We start from the raw sequence: 17,637 nt of genomic DNA on the forward strand, positions 1-17,637 counted from the left end.
TGTCTTTCAAACAAAATTAAAGCGTCACATCTTTGGTAATCGCACCACCAAAATCATTAATGGCTGCATAAGTTAATTTCGCGCCAGAGGCCGAAGCAGAAAGACCTTTGACCGACATTTTTAAACTGCTATGTGGAGAGACCATTTTTGTTTCGACTGCGTATTTTTTGCCGCCGAGCGTCAGCGATGCGCTGTTCAGTGAGACAAAGTAGTTGCTGTCGTTTTTGGCCTCAACGGAACCCTGTCCGGCTACCGACCATTTCAGACTTTGCGCCGCCACCGCCGGGTCACCCTGTAAACCGGTTGGTCGATAGAAGAATTTGATGCGCGTCCGGAAGGCCAGTTGCATGGTATTGCCGGTATCCGCACCTTTCGCTTTAGGTGGTACTTCCAGCACGTTAAACCAATACACGCTTTCCCTGTCTTTCGGTAAATTGCCGCCCAGCGAACTGATACGTACCGTCTGCCCGCGTTTCGGGTCGATACGTGAAATCGGCGGGGTGATAACGAAAGGAACATTCATTTCCTGTGGATTCACCCCTTCACGGCCATCATCCAGCCAAGACTGAACCAGCAGCGGTTTATTCCCTTTGTTATCAAGCCGCACGGTAATATCTTTATTTTTTTGCTGGTAAATAACACGCGTTCCGGAAATAACCACATCAGCCTGTGAAGTCATTGGGATAATAACCGAAGCGGCCAGCACTGCCGGGACAATACATTTTTTAAGATTAAAACATGTCATAATTCAATTCCTGAAGAAAGATAATAAGAAGCCACAGCCACACAGAAAGCGGTGGCTCCTTATTGAGTTACCCGTTACTGATAAGAAATAGTAAACGTGGTGTTGGTGCTGACAATGCCTGGGGTTACCGGATTAATCCCCGAAACAGAAGAACCAGGAACATAGGCCGCTCGGTAAGCAAATGAACCGGCACCATTAACCATAGTGATCGCCTGTGCTGTTGCAATATCAGACGGGTCGCCAATTTTGACCTGCGCGGTATTGGTCGCGGTGTTGTTATACAACGCAATATTCACGTTCTGCGCCGCACCGCTGACGGTAGGGTCTGCATGCAGGGTACCATTGCTGAGATCGACAAACTGAGTTGAGGTAAACGCAATCGATGCCTGAAGCGGATCAGTACCTGACACGCCACCAATATCCGGGCAATTGGTTAACAGCAATTCAAATGTTTTACTGCCCACACCTTGCGCCAGATTGGTTCCTTCCACCTCATCTTTAGAAACGACCGGCATGCTGACCGTCAGGTTATTCGCACTGATACCGTTACTGGTGGTGAGTGTACACGTCGTTGAGCTTACCGCACCGTCAAAGGTAATCAGACCGGTATCAGCAGGCGGAGCCGCCTGAACACCGGTTGCTACCGCTGCAACCAACACAGCGCCAGCTGTTTTTAACATTTTGAAACCAAATCCTTGTTTCATGACAGATATCTCCGCACATAGTAAAAGTTGAACGAAAACACACAGATATCCGTCATAATTCAAGTTGCATCTTTGTTGGCTGCGCTTACTCGCCCGAACCACTTACCTGAGTAAGCTCATCGGGACTCGCTCGATTGCCGCCGCGATGCAACACGAATTATTTTGGATATAAACATCAAATGTGTGTATCAGCTCCAGAATATTTATTCTTGGAAGACCCTATGATGCATTCATTCACATGAACAATACACCATTAAAATCTAAATGAATCATTCATGTTTAGTAAATTGCCTGCCCATCACAATTGAATTATCTTTCACCTGTAAGCATAAATTTCATGGATGTTAGCAAAAAAAATAATTGATGATTTTATTAATGGATGCCTTAACGTGTATGGAATATAAAATGAAATTTATCAGCAATGCCTGTGAGTACCGGGACTGGGTAACCTATCTTATTACTAAAGAATCGCATTCTGATTATGGATGTATTCTTTCTGATGCGGAAATAGATGAATCCATTGGATATTTCGAGTGGCCAAAAGAGTTTCCTTGTCTGGTCATGTCTCCCTGCTATGACCTTTTAAACACCCGGCTAAAACTGACATTTTACTACCGCAAAGACGTCCGTTTATGGCACTCATTATTTGAGTAAAAGTAACATTTTCAGTTAGCTACAAGTTGGCTTCCTTCAGCTATAATCACAATTCCATCTCTGGAGGCCTGAATGATGACGCAAGAAAATATTAAAAACGAGAACTCGGCTTTTTCGAAGTTTGACCTTAATTTGCTGCGTGTTTTTGAAGCAGTGTACAACACCGGAAGTGTGAAAGATGCCGCGCTGGAGCTGAATTGCAGCGCTTCATCCATCAGCCAGTCGCTGAACAAGCTACGGGATTACTTTGCCGATCCGCTTTTTGTGCGGGAAGGCAGCAACCTTTCATGCACCGTAACAGCGGTCAATCTTTACAATTCCATTGATGCAAATTTTCGCCTACTCATTGATGGGATTGATACAATCACCAACAAAATGACCAAAAATCGTCTGGTTGTCTACTGCACGCCTTATCTGGCCACTATCATACTGCCACTGATTTGCCTGTTTATCGAAAAAGAGAAAATTAACTGCAAAGTAGTGCATCAATATCATGATCCAAAATCCGATTCTGCCAGTGAGCTGTTGGCGTTACGGAAAGTGGATCTGGTCTTTGATATTGATCCGATTTATGACAGTTCCATTTATTCGGAAGTTCTGTTCTACGAACAACGCTGCCTGGTGTGCAGGAAAGATCATCCGCGCATTAAGGAAACGGCGAATATTGAAGATCTGTATCAGGAATCTTTTTCCATTTTCGATTCTTATGCCAGTTCAGTTAAAAGAGCGCAGTCCGAGTTGGCGAAAATCTTCGAGCAGCGCAAGTTCGCCTTACGCACCTCGTCCATATTAGCCATGGGTGCGGTGGCTGAGAAAACAAATCTTGTCGCAGTGATCACAGAACGTTTTTACCAACAAATACATACATCTTTTAATATTAAGAAAATAAAAACAAATATTACTTTTACACCAAACCCTATCTATATGAGCTATAAGAAAGTGAATATGCAGGATGAAATCTCGCAGAAAATTATTGACCACATTCATAGCGTGTTTCCACTGACGGCAGAAAATAAGCGCTGATATTGCCTGGCTTACCATAAATATTTTGCCCGGTGGCACGTACGCTTACCGGGTACCACCACCATATTCAATACGTTGCTGATACTGTATCAAGAATAAAACGAGAAGGGTTGCGGAGTGAAAGGTAAAACAAGGGATGTTGAGAGGTCGATTTTTACATTCAGATGGGAACACCCAATAAAATATAGAAAGTGAATATACCAACGCTTTACCAGGTGTCCAAAGCAACAAGGGGTTACCTTTCGGTAACCCCTTGTTTTGTTTGGCGGAAGCGTAGAGATTCGAACTCTAGAACCCTTTCGGGTCGCCGGTTTTCAAGACCGGTGCCTTCAACCGCTCGGCCACGCTTCCTAAGTGGGACGCACTATAAACATACCCGAACTTCCTGTAAAGCCCCACCTTGTTTGTTCGCGCAAAAAACAGTCAAATTGTTGTTATTCGGCTAAATTAACAACATACCGAGCAGTTATTAGGCATTTTTATCATCATATAAACGCTTAATGTTTTTTGATGTACATGTCTTTGGTGTAGTAGTAGCCGAGTCGGTCAGGTGTAAAACCCCCTACCCACGGCTTCACAAGGTGCGTACGCACGTAGTGATACACCGGAATGGCGGGAACATCCTGCGCCAGCATGTCTTCCGCCTGCTGATAGAACTTGCCACGCTCAGTGACATCTTTCGCCATAGCCGCGTTGCGCATTGCTTCATCGTAAGCCGGGTTGCTGTATTTGCTGGTGTTTTGACTGTCGCCTGTACGGAAGGTATCAAGGAAGCTTGCCGCATCGTCATAATCGGCAATCCACGCATAGCGCACCGCATCAAAATCACCGGTATGCATCGTATCGAGCATAGTCTTCCATTCCTGATTTTGTAGCTTCGCTTCCACGCCAAGATTTTTCTTCCACATCGAGCTGACGGCGATGGCAATACGCTGATGTGATTCGGACGTGTTGTAGAGCAAATTAAACGACAGCGGATGGTTGGCCCCAAACCCGGCCTCAGTGAGTAACTTTTTCGCTTCCGCGATGCGTTTCTCCTGTGGCCAACTGGCGTAGTCCGGAGCCTGGAGCGTTACACCACCAATCTCTGGCTGACTGATGAGCCAGGCGGGCTTCTGCCCCTGCCCCAACACTTTATCGGCGATGATGTCTTTATCCAGCGCCATATTTAGCGCCCGACGCACACGGGCATCGTTGAACGGCGCTTTGGTGGTGTTGAACTCGTAATAGTAAGTGGCGAGCTGTGGTGAGACGTCAACCTGAGCGCCCATCGTCTTTTTCAGCTGCGCGAACTGGTTGATAGGTAAGGTATAAACGATATCTATCTCACCCGCCTTGTATCGATTGACGTCCGCTGCTTCCGAGTGAATCGGTAGATAGGTGACTTTGTTGATAACCGTATGTTCGTCATCCCAATATTTACTGTTACGCACACCGATAATCCGTTCGTTGACCACCCACTGCGAAAGCTTGTACGCCCCGCTACTGACGAAATGTTCCGGCAGCGTCCATTTATCGCCGAAGCGAGTAATCAGCACCTGATCGACAGGCACTAACGACGGGTGTGCAAGCATCGCGAGGAATGCTGCCGTCGGCTGCGTCAGCGTCACCTGAAAAGTGTTGTCATCCAGCGCTTTCACGCCCAGGGTATCCGGTGTTTTTTTGCCAAGCGCGATATCCGCCGCATTGACGATATGCATGTTGCCAGGGTAACTGGCATAAGGCGAAGCGGTTTTCGGCGATACCAGGCGCTGCCAGCTCCAGACAATATCCTGGGCGGTGATGGCTGTACCGTCTGACCAGGTTATCCCGGGACGCAAATGGAACGTCCAGACGGTATTGTCTTTATTCTCCCACGATGCGGCCAGCCGCGGTTCGATTGTGCCGTCGGGTTTCACTGCCACCAGCCCGTCAAACATGTCGCTGATGATATTGTACTCGACGTCACTTTCAACTTTGTGCGGGTCAAGCGACGCTGGCTCATTACCGTTGTTTCTGACCAGTTCCTGCTTATCCGCCAACTGCGTGCCTGCGGGAACGTTGGCTGCACAGGCAATTGAAGCCGAGCTGATAAGCCCGGCTGCGAGTAATGCGAGCGTGATGTGATTGTGTTTTAGTAGGTTCATATCCTTTGCCTTATTGATTTCATTATTGATGACACCGCTCTCAGTGTTAGCGGCGGATTTGCAATAACGCAATATTTTTCAGTACCCTATAAGATGTTGATCTGGCCTGACGTTGAAAAAAAACAAACATTCTGCCTGACGGTTTAACGTCGATATATTCTTCTGGTTTACGAGGGGAGCGGGTCGGTAAAGATGGGTAAAAGCACTAGAGCTTTGGCGTTTATTTACATATTCTCGGCAGTTAATACCCTGGCCTTAATATAGAGAGTGACTATGGATCGCATTATTACCTCGTCGCGTGACCGTACTTCGCTACTGAGCACGCACAAAGTTCTGCGCAATACCTATTTCCTGCTGAGCCTGACGCTGGCGTTTTCGGCGATCACCGCCACCGCAAGCACCGTGCTGATGCTGCCTTCACCAGGGCTGATTCTGACGCTGGTCGGCATGTACGGCCTGATGTTCCTGACTTACAAACTGGCCGATAAACCGACCGGTATTCTGGCGGCGTTCGCTTTCACCGGTTTCCTGGGCTACATCCTCGGGCCAATGCTGAACGCGTATCTTGCAGCCGGAATGGGTGATGTGATTGGCATGGCGCTGGGCGGCACTGCACTGGTGTTCTTTAGCTGCTCGGCCTACGTACTGACCACGCGCAAAGACATGTCTTTCCTCGGCGGGATGCTGATGGCGGGCGTGGTCGTCGTGCTTGTCGGTATGGTGGCGAATATCTTCCTGCAATTACCTGCGCTGCACCTGGCCATTAGCGCGGTGTTCATCCTTATCTCTTCGGGTGCCATCCTGTTTGAGACCAGCAACATCATTCGCGGCGGTGAAACGAACTACATTCGTGCAACCGTTAGCCTGTATGTCTCGCTGTATAACATCTTTGTCAGCCTGCTGAGCATTCTCGGCTTCGCTAACCGCAACTAACGCAGACTCAGCCAGACCTCAAGCCCCGCTTATGCGGGGCTTTGTTTTTTGCTACACTGCGGCGGTTTCTGATAACGGCTATGAATGAATATGTTGAACTTTGAAGGCAAAGAAATAGAGATCGATAACGACGGTTATCTGAAAGAGAGCAGCCAGTGGAGCGAAGGCCTGGCAGAAGTGATTGCGCAGAAAGAGGCTATCACCCTGTCCCCTGAGCACTGGGAAGTGGTGCGCTTTGTGCGAGACTTTTATCTCGAGTTCAATACCTCACCGGCTATCCGTATGCTGGTCAAAGCGATGGCGAAAAAGTTCGGCGAAGAGAAAGGTAACAGCCGTTATCTGTATCGCCTGTTCCCCAAAGGCCCGGCCAAGCAGGCCACCAAGATTGCTGGCCTGCCAAAACCGGTGAAATGCATTTAATAGCGAATACCGAAATCGGTCCAGATTTTCCCGGGTTGCTGCGGTTCAGCCAGAACTTTATCGACCCGGGCGCTGCGCGGTCCACCCGCTTTTAGCCACGCCACCAGTTGCTCTACTTTATCCGCTTCCCCGCACGCCAGCACTTCGACGCTGCCGTCATCCAGATTTCGCGCATAGCCGGTTAGCCCCAGTTTTAAAGCCTCACGTTGCGTGCTGTAGCGAAACCCAACCCCCTGCACCATGCCGTGAACCCATGAGATTGTGCACACCTGTGCCATAACGGATCCCCCTTGTTGAACTGAATCATCAGAATAGCAAATTATCGGTGGTCCTTTAGGCATCATGTTCAACGCACATTCTTTGGCAAACAGCCATAGTGCTCACGAAATCGGGCAGTAAATCGTGAATTCGAAAGATAGCCGCTGCGTAAGGCTATTTCGCCAATCGGTAAACGCGTCGTTTGCAGTTGAGACAGCGCAAAAGACATCCGTACCTCTTCGATTATCTGCCGATAGCTTTGGGATTCATGTTGTAGCCTGCGCCGCAACGTTGAGGTCCCGAGCGATAACTGACTGGCAATGTCTTCTGCAGTCCATCCTTTCGCCGGGGCCAGCATGATCAGTTGGCGCACCTGCTCACTCAGGTTGAATCGTCGTTCAATCAACAACGGGCCTGCGCGCCCCTCATGATGCAGCGCGAGCAAAAGCCCTAACGCCTGATGCTCCTGCAAGGTTGCAGGTAAATCCTGGCGCACTGCCGTGAGCAGGTTATTCCACATGAATGTCAGCCCGTTGCTCATGGGCGACAGTAGCGACAGGTTTTTGGCGGCGGGGTAATCTTCAACAAATTTACGTTTAAATGTGCTAAGCAACCCGGCTGAAAGCAGCAGTAGATCCGAGCGGAATGTCCCTTGAGAAGGTTGATTAACAATCTCTAGCGGCGTATTGGCCGGAATGATGATCAGCTCTCCCGGCGTGGCCTCCAGACGATTGTCATCCTGAATAATAATTTTACTGCCCTGCGTCACATGGCATATCGCCGCGGAAAAAAGTTTGACCCGGTGTAAACGGTGCATCTGGGTGGAGCACACCTCCGCCGCCGTCAAATTTTTATGCTGAAACTGTAACGCCTGCACCGTATTCACCTACCTTTTATCTGCCGTAATTTGCCGTTATTTCAGCTTTAGCTATCACATTGCTATGAAGCATAAAGCCGACCATCGCCCCGCTGGAATGGCGGTCTATCGGCAATTTATCGGTTTTCAACGCCCAGACGGTAAATTGATAAGGATGGGGTTTATCCCCCGCCGGTGGGCATGCGCCGCCAAACCCAGCGTAACCGAAATCATTGCGACCCTGAACCGCTGAAGGCGGTAATTTACTCTGGCTTTTGTCTCCTGCTCCCGCGGCGATCGCATGAATATTCGCCGGGATATTCACCACCGTCCAGTGCCACCAGCCGCTGCCAGTCGGCGCGTTAGGATCGTACGCCGTTATGGCGAAACTTTTCGTCCCTGCCGGCGCATGTGACCATGAGAGCTGTGGAGAGATATTTTTACCACTACAGCCAAAACCGTTAAATACCTGTTTAGCCGTTAATGGATGCTGACTGTCGATATCCGCACTACTGAGAGTTAATACCGGAGCCGCGAATACAGCGGAACTGACACACACCAGGGTGACGGCGGTCAATACGATGGCACGTTTCATGTTATGTCCTCATTAAGGGGGAAAGCATGACTGTATCGGGTGCCGCCGTTATTTATTGTGCGGGTATGATTTGCTTTTGTGCCGAAACGCTCATCTCAATCGAGCCCCGGGTCAGTGTCAGGCCCGTAATTCGTTGCATTTCCCCACTGACGTGGGAAAATGGCGCCCATTTTCTTCGAAACAACAGAACAATTAATTATGAGCGTACGTTTAGTGTTAGCCAAAGGCCGCGAAAAATCCTTACTTCGCCGTCACCCATGGATCTTCTCTGGCGCGGTTGCGCGCATTGAAGGTAAAGCCTCTCTCGGTGAAACCATTGATATTGTTGACCATCAGGGTAAGTGGCTGGCACGCGGAGCGTACTCTCCGGCATCGCAGATCCGCGCTCGCGTCTGGACCTTTGATCAGGCAGAAACCATCGATATCGCCTTCTTTGAGCGTCGCTTACAGCGCGCGCAAACCTGGCGTAACTGGCTGGCAGAAAAGGATGGTCTCGACAGCTACCGCCTGATTGCCGGTGAGTCTGACGGCCTGCCGGGTGTGACCATCGACCGCTTCGGCAACTTCCTGGTGCTGCAGTTGTTGAGCGCCGGGGCAGAATACCAGCGTGCTGCGCTGATCAGCGCCCTGCAAACCTGTTTCCCGGACTGCGCGATTTACGACCGCAGCGACGTGGCGGTGCGTAAAAAAGAAGGCATGGAACTGACGCAAGGCCCGGTAACAGGTGAAATGCCACCGGCCCTGCTGCCAATCGAAGAGCACGGTATGAAGCTGCTGGTTGATATCCAGAATGGCCATAAAACCGGTTATTACCTCGATCAGCGCGACAGCCGTCTGGCAACGCGTCGCTACGTAGCCGACAAACGCGTGCTGAACTGCTTCTCCTATACCGGTGGCTTTGCTGTTTCTGCTCTGATGGGCGGCTGCCGTCAGGTCATCAGCGTTGATACCTCGCAGGAAGCGCTGGATATCGCCAAACAGAACGTTGAGCTTAACAAGCTTGATCTGAACAAAGCAGAATTTGTGCGTGATGATGTATTCAAACTGCTGCGTAAATACCGCGATGATGGCGAAAAATTTGACGTGATCGTAATGGATCCGCCGAAGTTCGTGGAAAACAAAAACCAGCTGATGGGCGCGTGTCGCGGCTATAAAGATATCAATATGCTGGCTATCCAGCTGTTGAATCCGGGCGGCGTGCTGATGACCTACTCCTGCTCCGGCCTGATGACCACAGATTTATTTCAAAAAATCATCGCCGATGCCGCAGTTGATGCCGGGCGTGATGTACAATTTATAGAGCAGTTCCGTCAGGCAGCCGATCACCCGGTGATCGCGACCTACCCGGAAGGGCTGTATCTGAAAGGATTTGCCTGTCGCGTCATGTAAGTTGAAAAGTGAAACATTGCCCTCATATTTAATGTCAGTAATGTTTCCTGGGAGGTGACTATGATGATTGCCAGCAAATTTGGTATCGGCCAGCAAGTCCGCCATTCGCTGTTAGGGTATCTTGGCGTGATCGTCGATATCGATCCGGAATACTCCCTGGATGAGCCCTCGAATGATGAGGTCGCGGTGAATGATGAGCTGCGCACTTCACCGTGGTATCACGTGGTGATGGAAGATGATGACGGCGAACCCGTCCATACGTACCTCGCGGAGGCCCAGTTGCAAAACGAAACCAACGACGAGCACCCGGAACAGCCATCAATGGATGAACTGGCGCAAACCATTCGCCAACAACTTCAGGCACCTCGCCTGCGCAACTGATAAAAAACCCCGCGACGCGGGGTTTGAGATTGCTGACAAAGAAGGAAAAAGCGTGGTTTTTCCTGCTTTGTGGTTATCAGCCGAAAATCAATAAATTGATTTTCCTCGTTTTTTATTTGGTGCGTTCTGTTCGTATCTCAATCGTTTTAGGTTTGTCATCAGTCTGAAACCCCGCGACGCGGGGTTTTTCTTATTTCACGAGTCCCAGACGCGGAATTTCAATCGCCGGACATTTATCCATCACCACCTTGAGCCCCGCATCTTGTGCCAGCACGGCGGCCTGTTCGTTGATGACACCCAGTTGCATCCACAGCGTTTTGGCCCCGATCGCAATCGCCTCTTGCGCCACGCCCCAGGCCGCTTCTGAATTGCGGAACACATCCACCATATCCACTTTTTCAGGCACTTCCGCCAGCGTGCCGTAGCCCTGCTGGCCGAGTAACGTTTTGCCGGCCACCTTCGGTGACACCGGAATCACGTGATAACCCTGGTCCAGCAGATACTTCATCACCCGATAGCTTGGGCGGTCCGGCTTATCGCTCGCCCCCACCAGCGCGATGGTTCGAGTCTCGTTCAAAATGCCAGCAATTTCGTTCTCTTTCATTATTTCCTCCGGGCAATTTTGCAAAGTGTACGACAATCCTGATACACCATCCATTCAGTCATACCAGAGTATGAGGGCAGAACCCTGGATTATGTCTATATGTTAATAAAAACCCATTTCGTAAAGATTTGATACACTCTACGAGAGGGCATTTTTCAGGAGATAGCGATGAGAACGGGGATAACCATATTGTGTCTGTTGCTTCTGATGCCTGTCAGCGTATTCGCCACGACGCTTCGGCTCTCAGGTGACATTGATTTACTGGTACTGGACGGCAAGAAAGTGTCCAGCCTGCTGTTACGCGGTGCAGAAAGCCTTGAGGTGGATAACGGCCCACATCAGCTCGTATTTCGCGTTGAAAAAATGATTATATTGCCCGATCAGAATCGCCAGCTGTATGTCTCGCCGCCGCTTATCGCCAACTTTAACTCGCAGCTGGTGGGCCAGATAAACTTCAGTCTGCCGCGGCTCGAAACGCTGGAAGATACGCAGACCTTCACCTCCACGCCGCACGTCAGCCTGCTGGATGGCAACGCAATGCCTATTCCTGTCAAACTCGATATTCTGGCGATCACCCAGCCGGGGACCAACATCGATTATGAAAAGGCGACGGAGGCGTACAACGTCGCCAATAAACAAGCCTCCAGCACGCAGTCCAGCACACCACAGTCGGACGACAGCACACTGTTATCGAAAACCAACGAGCTGGATAATCCAGCCTATCAGTCGCAAACATTGACTGAACAACGGCTGAAATACTGGTTCCAGCTGGCCGACCCGCAAACCCGCAGCCGCTTTCTCGAATGGACAAAATCGCAGCCATCCTCCTGATATCATGACGTAGCGCAGGAAAATTCGCCGTTGCCGCTTGCAGCAACAATCACTTCCAGTAATCTGTCGACATGTTGAATGATGGAAAATAATTATGGAACAGACAACCCGTACCCTACCGGGCCGAAAACATATCGCCCTGGTCGCGCACGATCATTGTAAGCAGATGCTGAAAGCCTGGGTTGAGCGTCATCAGCCGCTGCTGGCGCAGCATGAACTTTATGGCACCGGCACCACCGGTAATCTGGTTCAACGCGCAACTGGCCTGGACGTCACGGCAATGCTGAGCGGCCCGATGGGCGGCGATCAGCAGGTCGGCGCGATGATCGCGGAAGGTAAAATTGATGTTCTGATCTTCTTTTGGGATCCACTGAACGCCGTGCCGCACGATCCGGATGTAAAAGCCCTTCTGCGCCTGGCAACCGTGTGGAACATTCCGGTAGCAACCAACGTCTCCACCGCGGATTTCATTATCCAGTCGGCTAACTTCAACGCCCCGGTCGATATTCAAATCCCAGACTATCAGCGTTACCTGGCAGAACGGTTGAAGTGATATGCGAAATGCCCGGCGGCACTTCGTTTGCCTGGGCCTACGGTTGAAAAAGTAGGCCCAGCAAGCACTTTAATCACGGTTTGCGTGCGACCGGCACATCCAGATTTTTCAGTACCTCCACAAACACCGACGGCTCCCGCTTGTTGAACATCAGCCACACGCGCTGACGCGCACGCGTCATGGCGACGTACAGCAAACGCCTTTCTTCAGCATCCGGGAAATCTTCCGGCTGCGGCAGTAATGCCTGCTCCATGACTGACTCCCGAGCCGGTGCCGGAAACGCGTCCTGGCCTTCCTGCAAACCGAGCACAATCGCGTAATCTGCCTGCTGACCTTTACTGGCATGAATGGTCATAAAATCAATCTGCAGTTTCGGCCAGCGGGTCGCTGCTTTTTCCAGCGCCGCGGGTTTCAGATGGTGATAACGCGCCATAATCAAAATACGCTGTTCCGGCTTCGCAAAACCGCTCAGTTTATCGAGCAAGGCATCGAGCTGATCGTCCGGCAGTAACGTGACGGCTTTCTTGTCACCCGTCGTCAGGCTGTTCAGGGGTTTACTTAGCTGATGCGGGTTTTGCTGAATGAAACGGTTCGCGATTTCGCCAATTCGACTGTTAAAACGGTAAGTGGTATCCAGTGCGCAGTTGTCGCCTTCACCGAAATAATCTGTAAACGCGGTGGTCAGGGATAGCTGTGCACCGCTAAAGCGGTAGATTGCCTGCCAGTCATCTCCCACCGCAAACAAGGTGGTTTGTGAATTCTGCTTACGCAGCGCCGCCAGCAGTGCCGCGCGCTGAGGGGAAATGTCCTGAAACTCATCCACCAGGATGTGCTTCCAGGGGCTGATGAAGCGGCCTTTCTCCAGCACGTTAATGGCCTGATGAATCAGCCCGGAGAAATCAACCGCACCTTCGTCTTTCAGCGCCGTTTTCCACGCTTTCAACAGCGGAGCCATCAGCTTGACACGCTTGCCAAACAGCTCACGGATCTCTTCCGGTGCGCTTTCGATCATTTCAGCCTGCGAACCGCCATGGCTGCGCATCAGGCTGACCCAGCGATCGAGGCGGCTGCCCATCCGACGCACAATTTTAGGGTTGCGCCAGTAGTCCTCCTCCGGCACACTCCATTCCATTTCTTCCTCAAGCCACTGTCGCCAGCCTTTGGCCTGCACCTTTTTCTCCTGACATTGTTGCTGCCAGCATTTTGTCAGCAGCGACTGGCGCGCAGCGGCGTCATTTTCCAGTTTGCTGATAACCGGCACTTTTTTGCTGCCCTGTTGAAGAATGTGCAGCGCCAGCGCATGGAACGTTTTTGCACTGATGGCCTCGGTGTTGAGACGCTCACGAATGCGCTCGTCCATCTCCTGCGCCGCTTTGCGACCGAACGCCAGTAGTAAAATTTGATCGGCAGCTGCTTCGCCGCGCGTCAGTAACCAACCAGCACGGGCCACCAGCACCGACGTTTTACCGCTGCCCGCACCTGCCAACACCAGAAGCGAACGTTCGCCATTCACCACTGCACGCGCCTGAGCATCGTTGAGCGGTGAGGATTCAATTCCCTGGAAGAAAGCGGCATACTGCGTAAGCATCGTTTCAGTAAATGCCTGGTTATGCTTGAGTCTGCTGGTATCCCGGTCTTTCAGCCACGCCTGGCACTGCTGCCAAAGTTCGCGGCAGTTGTCGAAACTGTTCAGCCGCGCCACAGGAACAGGAAGCGCTTCCAGAGCACTGAGAATTTTTTGGCGCAGTTGTCCAACAGCCTCGCGAGTCAGCCATTTACCTTCCGCACTGTGGCGAGAGATAACCGTCAACTGCTGCTGTAAAACGTCAGCGGCAATGACGCTCATTTCATCACTCCACTGCTGCCAGCAGCTTTGCAGGTGATGATGAAAACGCTGCGTGTCGGCCCATTCGGTGCCGTGCAGGCGAACCACTTTGTTATCCGGCAGAACGAACTCCAGCTCGCCCCACACCAGGCCGCGCTTGCAATGAATGGCGGTCAGCTGATTAAACGGAATCAGGTATTCATGACGATCGCCAGAGACTTTAACCCCAGCATTCAGGAGTTCTACCCGGTCGTAGGGGTGCTGCGCCATGCGTTTGCCGAGGGCTGTTGCTTTTAGTTCCATGTCTTGCCAAATCCCGGATGTAGACTTATGTATGACAGTGTAACCGCCAGATTCCAGGTGCTCCAGCGCTAAAAAACGTTACAATCGTCGGGTCTTTCTTTTCACAGGACTGAACAGAGGTTATATGCGTACCGTTCTGAATATTTTGAATTTTGTATTGGGTGGTTTTCTTACAACGCTGGGCTGGCTGCTGGCTACGGTCGTCAGCATGGTGTTGGTCATTACGTTACCGCTGACCCGCTCCTGCTGGGAAATCACAAAACTGTCGTTTCTGCCGTTCGGTAATGAAGCCGTGCATGTGGATGAGCTGAGTCCTGGTGAAAAAAGTGGGCTGTTGAATACCGGCGGTACGCTGCTGAACATTCTGTGGTTCGTGCTGTTCGGCTGGTGGCTGTGCCTGACGCATATCGTCGCGGGCATTGCGCAGTGTATTACTATCATTGGAATTCCAGTGGGGATCGCCAACTTTAAGATTGCCGCTATCGCTTTGTGGCCTGTTGGCCGCCGCGTGGTTTCCGTAGAAACTGCCCGTGCCGCGCGTGAAGCCAATGCGCGTCGCCGATTTCAATGATCGGGACTGATTACCGCATGCTAAGCCCAATATTGCGCCGTTATACCTGGAACAGCGTCTGGCTGTATAACGCCAGAATTTTTATCGCGCTGTGCGGAACCGCTGCACTGCCGTGGTGCCTTGGCGAAGTAAAACTCACCATCCCGCTGACGCTTGGGGTGGTGGCTGCTGCGCTGGCCGATCTCGATGACAGGCTTGCCGGACGACTGCGTAATCTCGTTATCACGCTGGTATGTTTCTTCATTGCCTCGGCATCCGTTGAGTTGCTATTCCCGTGGCCATGGGCTTTTGCGCTCGGACTGACGTTGTCCACCAGTGGCTTCATCCTGCTGGGGGGCCTTGGGCAACGCTACGCGACCATCGCCTTTGGCGCGTTGTTGATAGCCATCTATACCATGCTCGGCGTATCGCTTTACAATCACTGGTATCAACAACCGCTACTGCTGCTCGCGGGCGCGGTGTGGTACAACCTGCTGACGCTGACCGGCCATCTGATTTTCCCCATTCGTCCATTGCAGGATAATCTCGCCCGCAGCTATGAACAGCTCGCGCATTATCTGGAACTCAAGTCGCGACTTTTCGACCCGGATATCGAGAATGAAACACAGGCTCCGCTGGTTGAACTCGCGATGGCTAACGGACAGCTGGTCGCCACGCTGAATCAGACCAAAGCCTCGCTGCTAACCCGTTTGCGTGGCGATCGCGGACAGCGTGGCACACGTCGCACGCTGCATTATTATTTCGCAGCACAGGATATCCACGAGCGGGCCAGTTCCTCGCATGTGCAGTATCAGTCCTTACGCGATAACTTCCGCTACAGCGACGTCATGTTCCGCTTCCAACGCCTACTTTCGATGCAATCCCAGGCGTGTATGCAGCTTTCTCGCTCCATTTTACTGCGCACGCCCTATCAGCATGACGCACGTTTTGAACGGGCCTTCACTCATCTGAATGCAGCGCTCGAGAGAGTCAGCGCCAGCGGAGCCGATAAAGAGCAGATGAAAGCGCTGGGTTTTCTGCTCAATAACCTTCACGCCATTGACGCACAGCTGGCGACCATTGAGTCGGAGCAGCAGTTAGCCATGCCGCAGAGCGAGACCGAAACGCAGTTGGCCGATGACCGACTGCACGGGTTCAGCGATGTCTGGCTGCGACTGAGCCGCAACTTTTCCGCCGAGTCAGCCCTGTTCCGCCATGCGGTCAGGATGTCGCTGGTTCTCTGTGCGGGCTATGCGTTTATACAGTTCACCGGAATGAATCATGGATACTGGATCCTGCTCACCAGCCTGTTTGTCTGCCAGCCGAACTATAATGCAACGCGCCACCGGCTGGCGCTTCGTGTTATCGGCACACTGATAGGCGTGGCCATCGGCCTGCCGGTGCTGCTGTTGGTGCCGTCAATTGAAGGGCAGCTGTTACTGATTGTGCTCACCGGCGTGCTGTTCTTCGCCTTCCGAAATATTCAGTACGCCCATGCAACGATGTTTATCACCCTGCTGGTACTGCTGTGTTTTAATCTGCTTGGGGAAGGGTTTGAAGTCGCCCTGCCACGCATTATTGATACGCTTATCGGCTGCGCCATCGCGTGGGCGGCGGTAACCTTTATCTGGCCTGACTGGAAGTTCCGTAATCTGCCGACGGTGATGGCGAGGGCTGTAGATGCGAACTGCCGTTATCTGGATGCGATTCTGGAGCAATATCATCAGGGCCGCGATAACCGCCTGCCCTACCGCATTGCCCGCCGCGATGCGCACAATCGCGATGCGGAACTGGCATCCGTGGTCTCGAACATGTCTACCGAGCCGCGCGTGACAGCAGAAATGCGGGAAACGGCCTTTCGACTGCTTTGCCTGAATCATACCTTTACCAGCTACATTTCCGCGCTTGGGGCACATCGGGAGCGGTTAACCAACCCTGATATCCTGGCGTTGTTGGATGATGCAGTTTGTTATGTTGACGACGCGTTTCATCATTCACCATCGGATGAAAAACGCGTGCAGGAGGCACTGGCGGGCTTAATGGAACGGATCCATCACCTCGACCCCGGTTCAGAGAGTAAAGCCCCGCTAGTCCTCCAGCAGATTGGATTAATGGTAAGCCTGTTGCCGGAATTTTGTCGTCTGCAGCAGAAGGTTACCCCTCTTCGGGCATAGCCTTCTTTTTCCCCGTCAGCGTCTCTGCCCACTCAAGGAGATGCTGACGGCGGTGCAACGGTATGATGGCCGCATGTATTCCTGTTATTGCCCCCTCAAGTGCGAACAGCACATTGATACTTAAATCCTTCCGCATAGCACGCAGTCGATACCACGCCGCCGCCGCGCCCAACTTTTGTAACGTGTCCAGATCGTGAATCCCCGCCTCCGTCAGCAGTAACTCCAGTTGAAAGCTGATATTGGGCAGGTTACGCATTCGCTGTGGGTCGCTTCGACGCTGCTTCTCGTTTTGCGCTCCACGGAGTGACATCGCAGACATGTTCAATAACAGAGACTGATCCTGCCAAAGGTTTTCGTCGACCCAATAGTAATTTAGCGATATCGGGCGGCCACGCTTAACAAGCGTTAACAACCGCTGTGGCGTTGCCACATTATAGGTCGCACTTTGTTCACACACCCGGAGGTAAAGCTCTCCATGAGCCACCATGGCGAAGACGGTGTCATCAATGGAAAGGCTATATCCCCCAAACAATGCACGGTGATGAATTTTCCCCAGAGAAGACAAACATTCTTCACACTGATAGATCCTTTTAATTGATATTTTTCCCATGATTCTGTCCTGTAATCATGCAGTTATATGAAAGGGTTTTGATAGCGGATCCGTTAATGAAGAACATAAGGAAGTTCAATTACGGGGGCAAGAGGTTCTTATC

General features: G+C 51.4%; 19 protein-coding genes and 1 tRNA gene. 10 read left to right on the plus strand and 10 right to left on the minus strand.

The genetic code is table 11. From position 1 onward, the window contains the following. Nucleotides 1-16: 16 nt before the first annotated feature. Together MUU47_RS18960 and MUU47_RS18965 are read right to left on the minus strand one after the other, a co-directional pair. Entirely contained in the window at nt 17-745 is a 729-nt protein-coding gene (locus MUU47_RS18960) for a fimbrial chaperone (protein ID WP_258989713.1), read from the minus strand. Nucleotides 746-819: 74 nt separating this feature from the next. Next, nucleotides 820-1,449: a fimbrial protein gene (locus MUU47_RS18965; protein ID WP_258989714.1), complete on the minus strand. Its 630-nt coding sequence runs from the start codon at nt 1,447-1,449 to the stop codon at nt 820-822. 405 nt (nt 1,450-1,854) lie between these two features. On the opposite strand from MUU47_RS18965, the gene MUU47_RS18970 reads away from it, so the two are divergent. Together MUU47_RS18970 and MUU47_RS18975 are read left to right on the plus strand one after the other, a co-directional pair. Further along, nucleotides 1,855-2,103, plus strand: coding sequence for a hypothetical protein (locus tag MUU47_RS18970; protein ID WP_258989715.1), 249 nt, complete (start codon nt 1,855-1,857; stop codon nt 2,101-2,103). A 72-nt stretch (nt 2,104-2,175) separates the two neighbouring features. Beyond that, nucleotides 2,176-3,126: a LysR family transcriptional regulator gene (locus MUU47_RS18975; RefSeq protein ID WP_258989717.1), complete on the plus strand. Its 951-nt coding sequence runs from the start codon at nt 2,176-2,178 to the stop codon at nt 3,124-3,126. Nucleotides 3,127-3,389: 263 nt separating this feature from the next. Here the strand turns inward: MUU47_RS18975 and MUU47_RS18980 are convergent. Further along, nucleotides 3,390-3,477, minus strand: a tRNA-Ser gene (locus MUU47_RS18980). Nucleotides 3,478-3,623: 146 nt separating this feature from the next. Next, the gene (locus MUU47_RS18985; RefSeq protein WP_258989719.1) at nt 3,624-5,252 is read right to left on the minus strand and encodes an ABC transporter substrate-binding protein; all 1,629 of its coding nucleotides are present in this window, start codon (nt 5,250-5,252) and stop codon (nt 3,624-3,626) included. Nucleotides 5,253-5,525: 273 nt separating this feature from the next. Between MUU47_RS18985 and yccA the strand changes: the two genes are divergently transcribed. Continuing rightward, nucleotides 5,526-6,185: an FtsH protease modulator YccA gene (gene yccA, locus MUU47_RS18990; protein ID WP_110509855.1), complete on the plus strand. Its 660-nt coding sequence runs from the start codon at nt 5,526-5,528 to the stop codon at nt 6,183-6,185. 90 nt (nt 6,186-6,275) lie between these two features. After that, complete coding sequence (gene tusE, locus MUU47_RS18995; RefSeq protein WP_258989720.1) at nt 6,276-6,605, plus strand: sulfurtransferase TusE; 330 nt, start codon at nt 6,276-6,278, stop codon at nt 6,603-6,605. On the opposite strand, the gene yccX is transcribed toward tusE, so the two are convergent. The 3 genes from yccX to MUU47_RS19010 form a co-directional block, all read right to left on the minus strand. Then, nucleotides 6,602-6,883 carry an acylphosphatase gene (yccX, locus tag MUU47_RS19000; protein ID WP_258989721.1) on the minus strand — a complete coding sequence of 94 codons (282 nt, stop codon included), beginning with the start codon at nt 6,881-6,883 and terminating at the stop codon, nt 6,602-6,604. The two genes, tusE and yccX, sit on opposite strands and share 4 nt — an antisense overlap. A 68-nt stretch (nt 6,884-6,951) precedes the next feature. After that, nucleotides 6,952-7,740: a helix-turn-helix domain-containing protein gene (locus tag MUU47_RS19005; RefSeq protein ID WP_258989722.1), complete on the minus strand. Its 789-nt coding sequence runs from the start codon at nt 7,738-7,740 to the stop codon at nt 6,952-6,954. Nucleotides 7,741-7,756: 16 nt separating this feature from the next. Beyond that, the gene (locus MUU47_RS19010) at nt 7,757-8,314 is read right to left on the minus strand and encodes a kinase inhibitor (protein ID WP_258989724.1); all 558 of its coding nucleotides are present in this window, start codon (nt 8,312-8,314) and stop codon (nt 7,757-7,759) included. A gap of 198 nt (nt 8,315-8,512) precedes the next feature. On the opposite strand from MUU47_RS19010, the gene rlmI reads away from it, so the two are divergent. Both rlmI and hspQ read left to right on the plus strand, forming a co-directional pair. Next, on the plus strand, nt 8,513-9,703 hold the full coding sequence (gene rlmI / locus MUU47_RS19015; RefSeq protein ID WP_258989726.1) for a 23S rRNA (cytosine(1962)-C(5))-methyltransferase RlmI: 1,191 nt from the start codon (nt 8,513-8,515) through the stop codon (nt 9,701-9,703). A gap of 63 nt (nt 9,704-9,766) precedes the next feature. After that, nucleotides 9,767-10,084 carry a heat shock protein HspQ gene (gene hspQ / locus MUU47_RS19020; protein WP_258990561.1) on the plus strand — a complete coding sequence of 106 codons (318 nt, stop codon included), beginning with the start codon at nt 9,767-9,769 and terminating at the stop codon, nt 10,082-10,084. 190 nt (nt 10,085-10,274) lie between these two features. Here hspQ and MUU47_RS19025 read toward each other — a convergent pair whose 3' ends face one another. Continuing rightward, a complete protein-coding gene (locus tag MUU47_RS19025; protein ID WP_258989727.1) occupies nt 10,275-10,688 on the minus strand; it encodes a CoA-binding protein in 414 nt (137 codons plus the stop codon). A 168-nt stretch (nt 10,689-10,856) separates the two neighbouring features. On the opposite strand from MUU47_RS19025, the gene csgI reads away from it, so the two are divergent. Together csgI and mgsA are read left to right on the plus strand one after the other, a co-directional pair. Further along, nucleotides 10,857-11,519, plus strand: coding sequence for a curli synthesis inhibitor (gene csgI, locus MUU47_RS19030; protein WP_258989728.1), 663 nt, complete (start codon nt 10,857-10,859; stop codon nt 11,517-11,519). 94 nt (nt 11,520-11,613) lie between these two features. Then, a complete protein-coding gene (mgsA, locus tag MUU47_RS19035; RefSeq protein ID WP_159773248.1) occupies nt 11,614-12,072 on the plus strand; it encodes a methylglyoxal synthase in 459 nt (152 codons plus the stop codon). A gap of 73 nt (nt 12,073-12,145) precedes the next feature. Here mgsA and helD read toward each other — a convergent pair whose 3' ends face one another. Beyond that, a complete protein-coding gene (gene helD / locus MUU47_RS19040) occupies nt 12,146-14,200 on the minus strand; it encodes a DNA helicase IV (RefSeq protein WP_258989729.1) in 2,055 nt (684 codons plus the stop codon). Nucleotides 14,201-14,324: 124 nt separating this feature from the next. Here helD and MUU47_RS19045 point away from each other — a divergent pair, with 124 nt between their 5' ends. Next, entirely contained in the window at nt 14,325-14,771 is a 447-nt protein-coding gene (locus MUU47_RS19045) for a YccF domain-containing protein (RefSeq protein WP_258989730.1), read from the plus strand. 17 nt (nt 14,772-14,788) lie between these two features. After that, nucleotides 14,789-16,924, plus strand: a complete 2,136-nt coding sequence (gene yccS, locus MUU47_RS19050; protein WP_258989731.1) for a YccS family putative transporter — start codon at nt 14,789-14,791, stop codon at nt 16,922-16,924. Here yccS and MUU47_RS19055 read toward each other — a convergent pair. Then, complete coding sequence (locus MUU47_RS19055; protein ID WP_258989732.1) at nt 16,905-17,534, minus strand: TfoX/Sxy family DNA transformation protein; 630 nt, start codon at nt 17,532-17,534, stop codon at nt 16,905-16,907. The genes yccS and MUU47_RS19055 overlap by 20 nt on opposite strands. Nucleotides 17,535-17,637: the final 103 nt, after the last annotated feature.

The organism is Scandinavium hiltneri, assembly GCF_024764835.1.
GTDB classification, from domain to species: domain Bacteria; phylum Pseudomonadota; class Gammaproteobacteria; order Enterobacterales; family Enterobacteriaceae; genus Scandinavium; species Scandinavium hiltneri.

Coding starts and splice junctions, on each gene's coding strand:
- yccA (WP_110509855.1), top strand. CDS start 5,526: ATGGATCGCATTATTACCTCGTCGCGTGACCGTACTTCGCTACTGAGC.
- MUU47_RS18985 (WP_258989719.1), bottom strand. CDS start 5,252: ATGAACCTACTAAAACACAATCACATCACGCTCGCATTACTCGCAGCC.
- yccS (WP_258989731.1), top strand. CDS start 14,789: ATGCTAAGCCCAATATTGCGCCGTTATACCTGGAACAGCGTCTGGCTG.
- MUU47_RS19025 (WP_258989727.1), bottom strand. CDS start 10,688: ATGAAAGAGAACGAAATTGCTGGCATTTTGAACGAGACTCGAACCATC.
- MUU47_RS19010 (WP_258989724.1), bottom strand. CDS start 8,314: ATGAAACGTGCCATCGTATTGACCGCCGTCACCCTGGTGTGTGTCAGT.
- tusE (WP_258989720.1), top strand. CDS start 6,276: ATGTTGAACTTTGAAGGCAAAGAAATAGAGATCGATAACGACGGTTAT.
- MUU47_RS18960 (WP_258989713.1), bottom strand. CDS start 745: ATGACATGTTTTAATCTTAAAAAATGTATTGTCCCGGCAGTGCTGGCC.
- hspQ (WP_258990561.1), top strand. CDS start 9,767: ATGATTGCCAGCAAATTTGGTATCGGCCAGCAAGTCCGCCATTCGCTG.
- csgI (WP_258989728.1), top strand. CDS start 10,857: ATGAGAACGGGGATAACCATATTGTGTCTGTTGCTTCTGATGCCTGTC.
- mgsA (WP_159773248.1), top strand. CDS start 11,614: ATGGAACAGACAACCCGTACCCTACCGGGCCGAAAACATATCGCCCTG.
- MUU47_RS19045 (WP_258989730.1), top strand. CDS start 14,325: ATGCGTACCGTTCTGAATATTTTGAATTTTGTATTGGGTGGTTTTCTT.
- MUU47_RS19055 (WP_258989732.1), bottom strand. CDS start 17,534: ATGGGAAAAATATCAATTAAAAGGATCTATCAGTGTGAAGAATGTTTG.
- rlmI (WP_258989726.1), top strand. CDS start 8,513: ATGAGCGTACGTTTAGTGTTAGCCAAAGGCCGCGAAAAATCCTTACTT.
- MUU47_RS18970 (WP_258989715.1), top strand. CDS start 1,855: ATGAAATTTATCAGCAATGCCTGTGAGTACCGGGACTGGGTAACCTAT.
- MUU47_RS18975 (WP_258989717.1), top strand. CDS start 2,176: ATGATGACGCAAGAAAATATTAAAAACGAGAACTCGGCTTTTTCGAAG.
- MUU47_RS18965 (WP_258989714.1), bottom strand. CDS start 1,449: ATGAAACAAGGATTTGGTTTCAAAATGTTAAAAACAGCTGGCGCTGTG.
- helD (WP_258989729.1), bottom strand. CDS start 14,200: ATGGAACTAAAAGCAACAGCCCTCGGCAAACGCATGGCGCAGCACCCC.
- yccX (WP_258989721.1), bottom strand. CDS start 6,883: ATGGCACAGGTGTGCACAATCTCATGGGTTCACGGCATGGTGCAGGGG.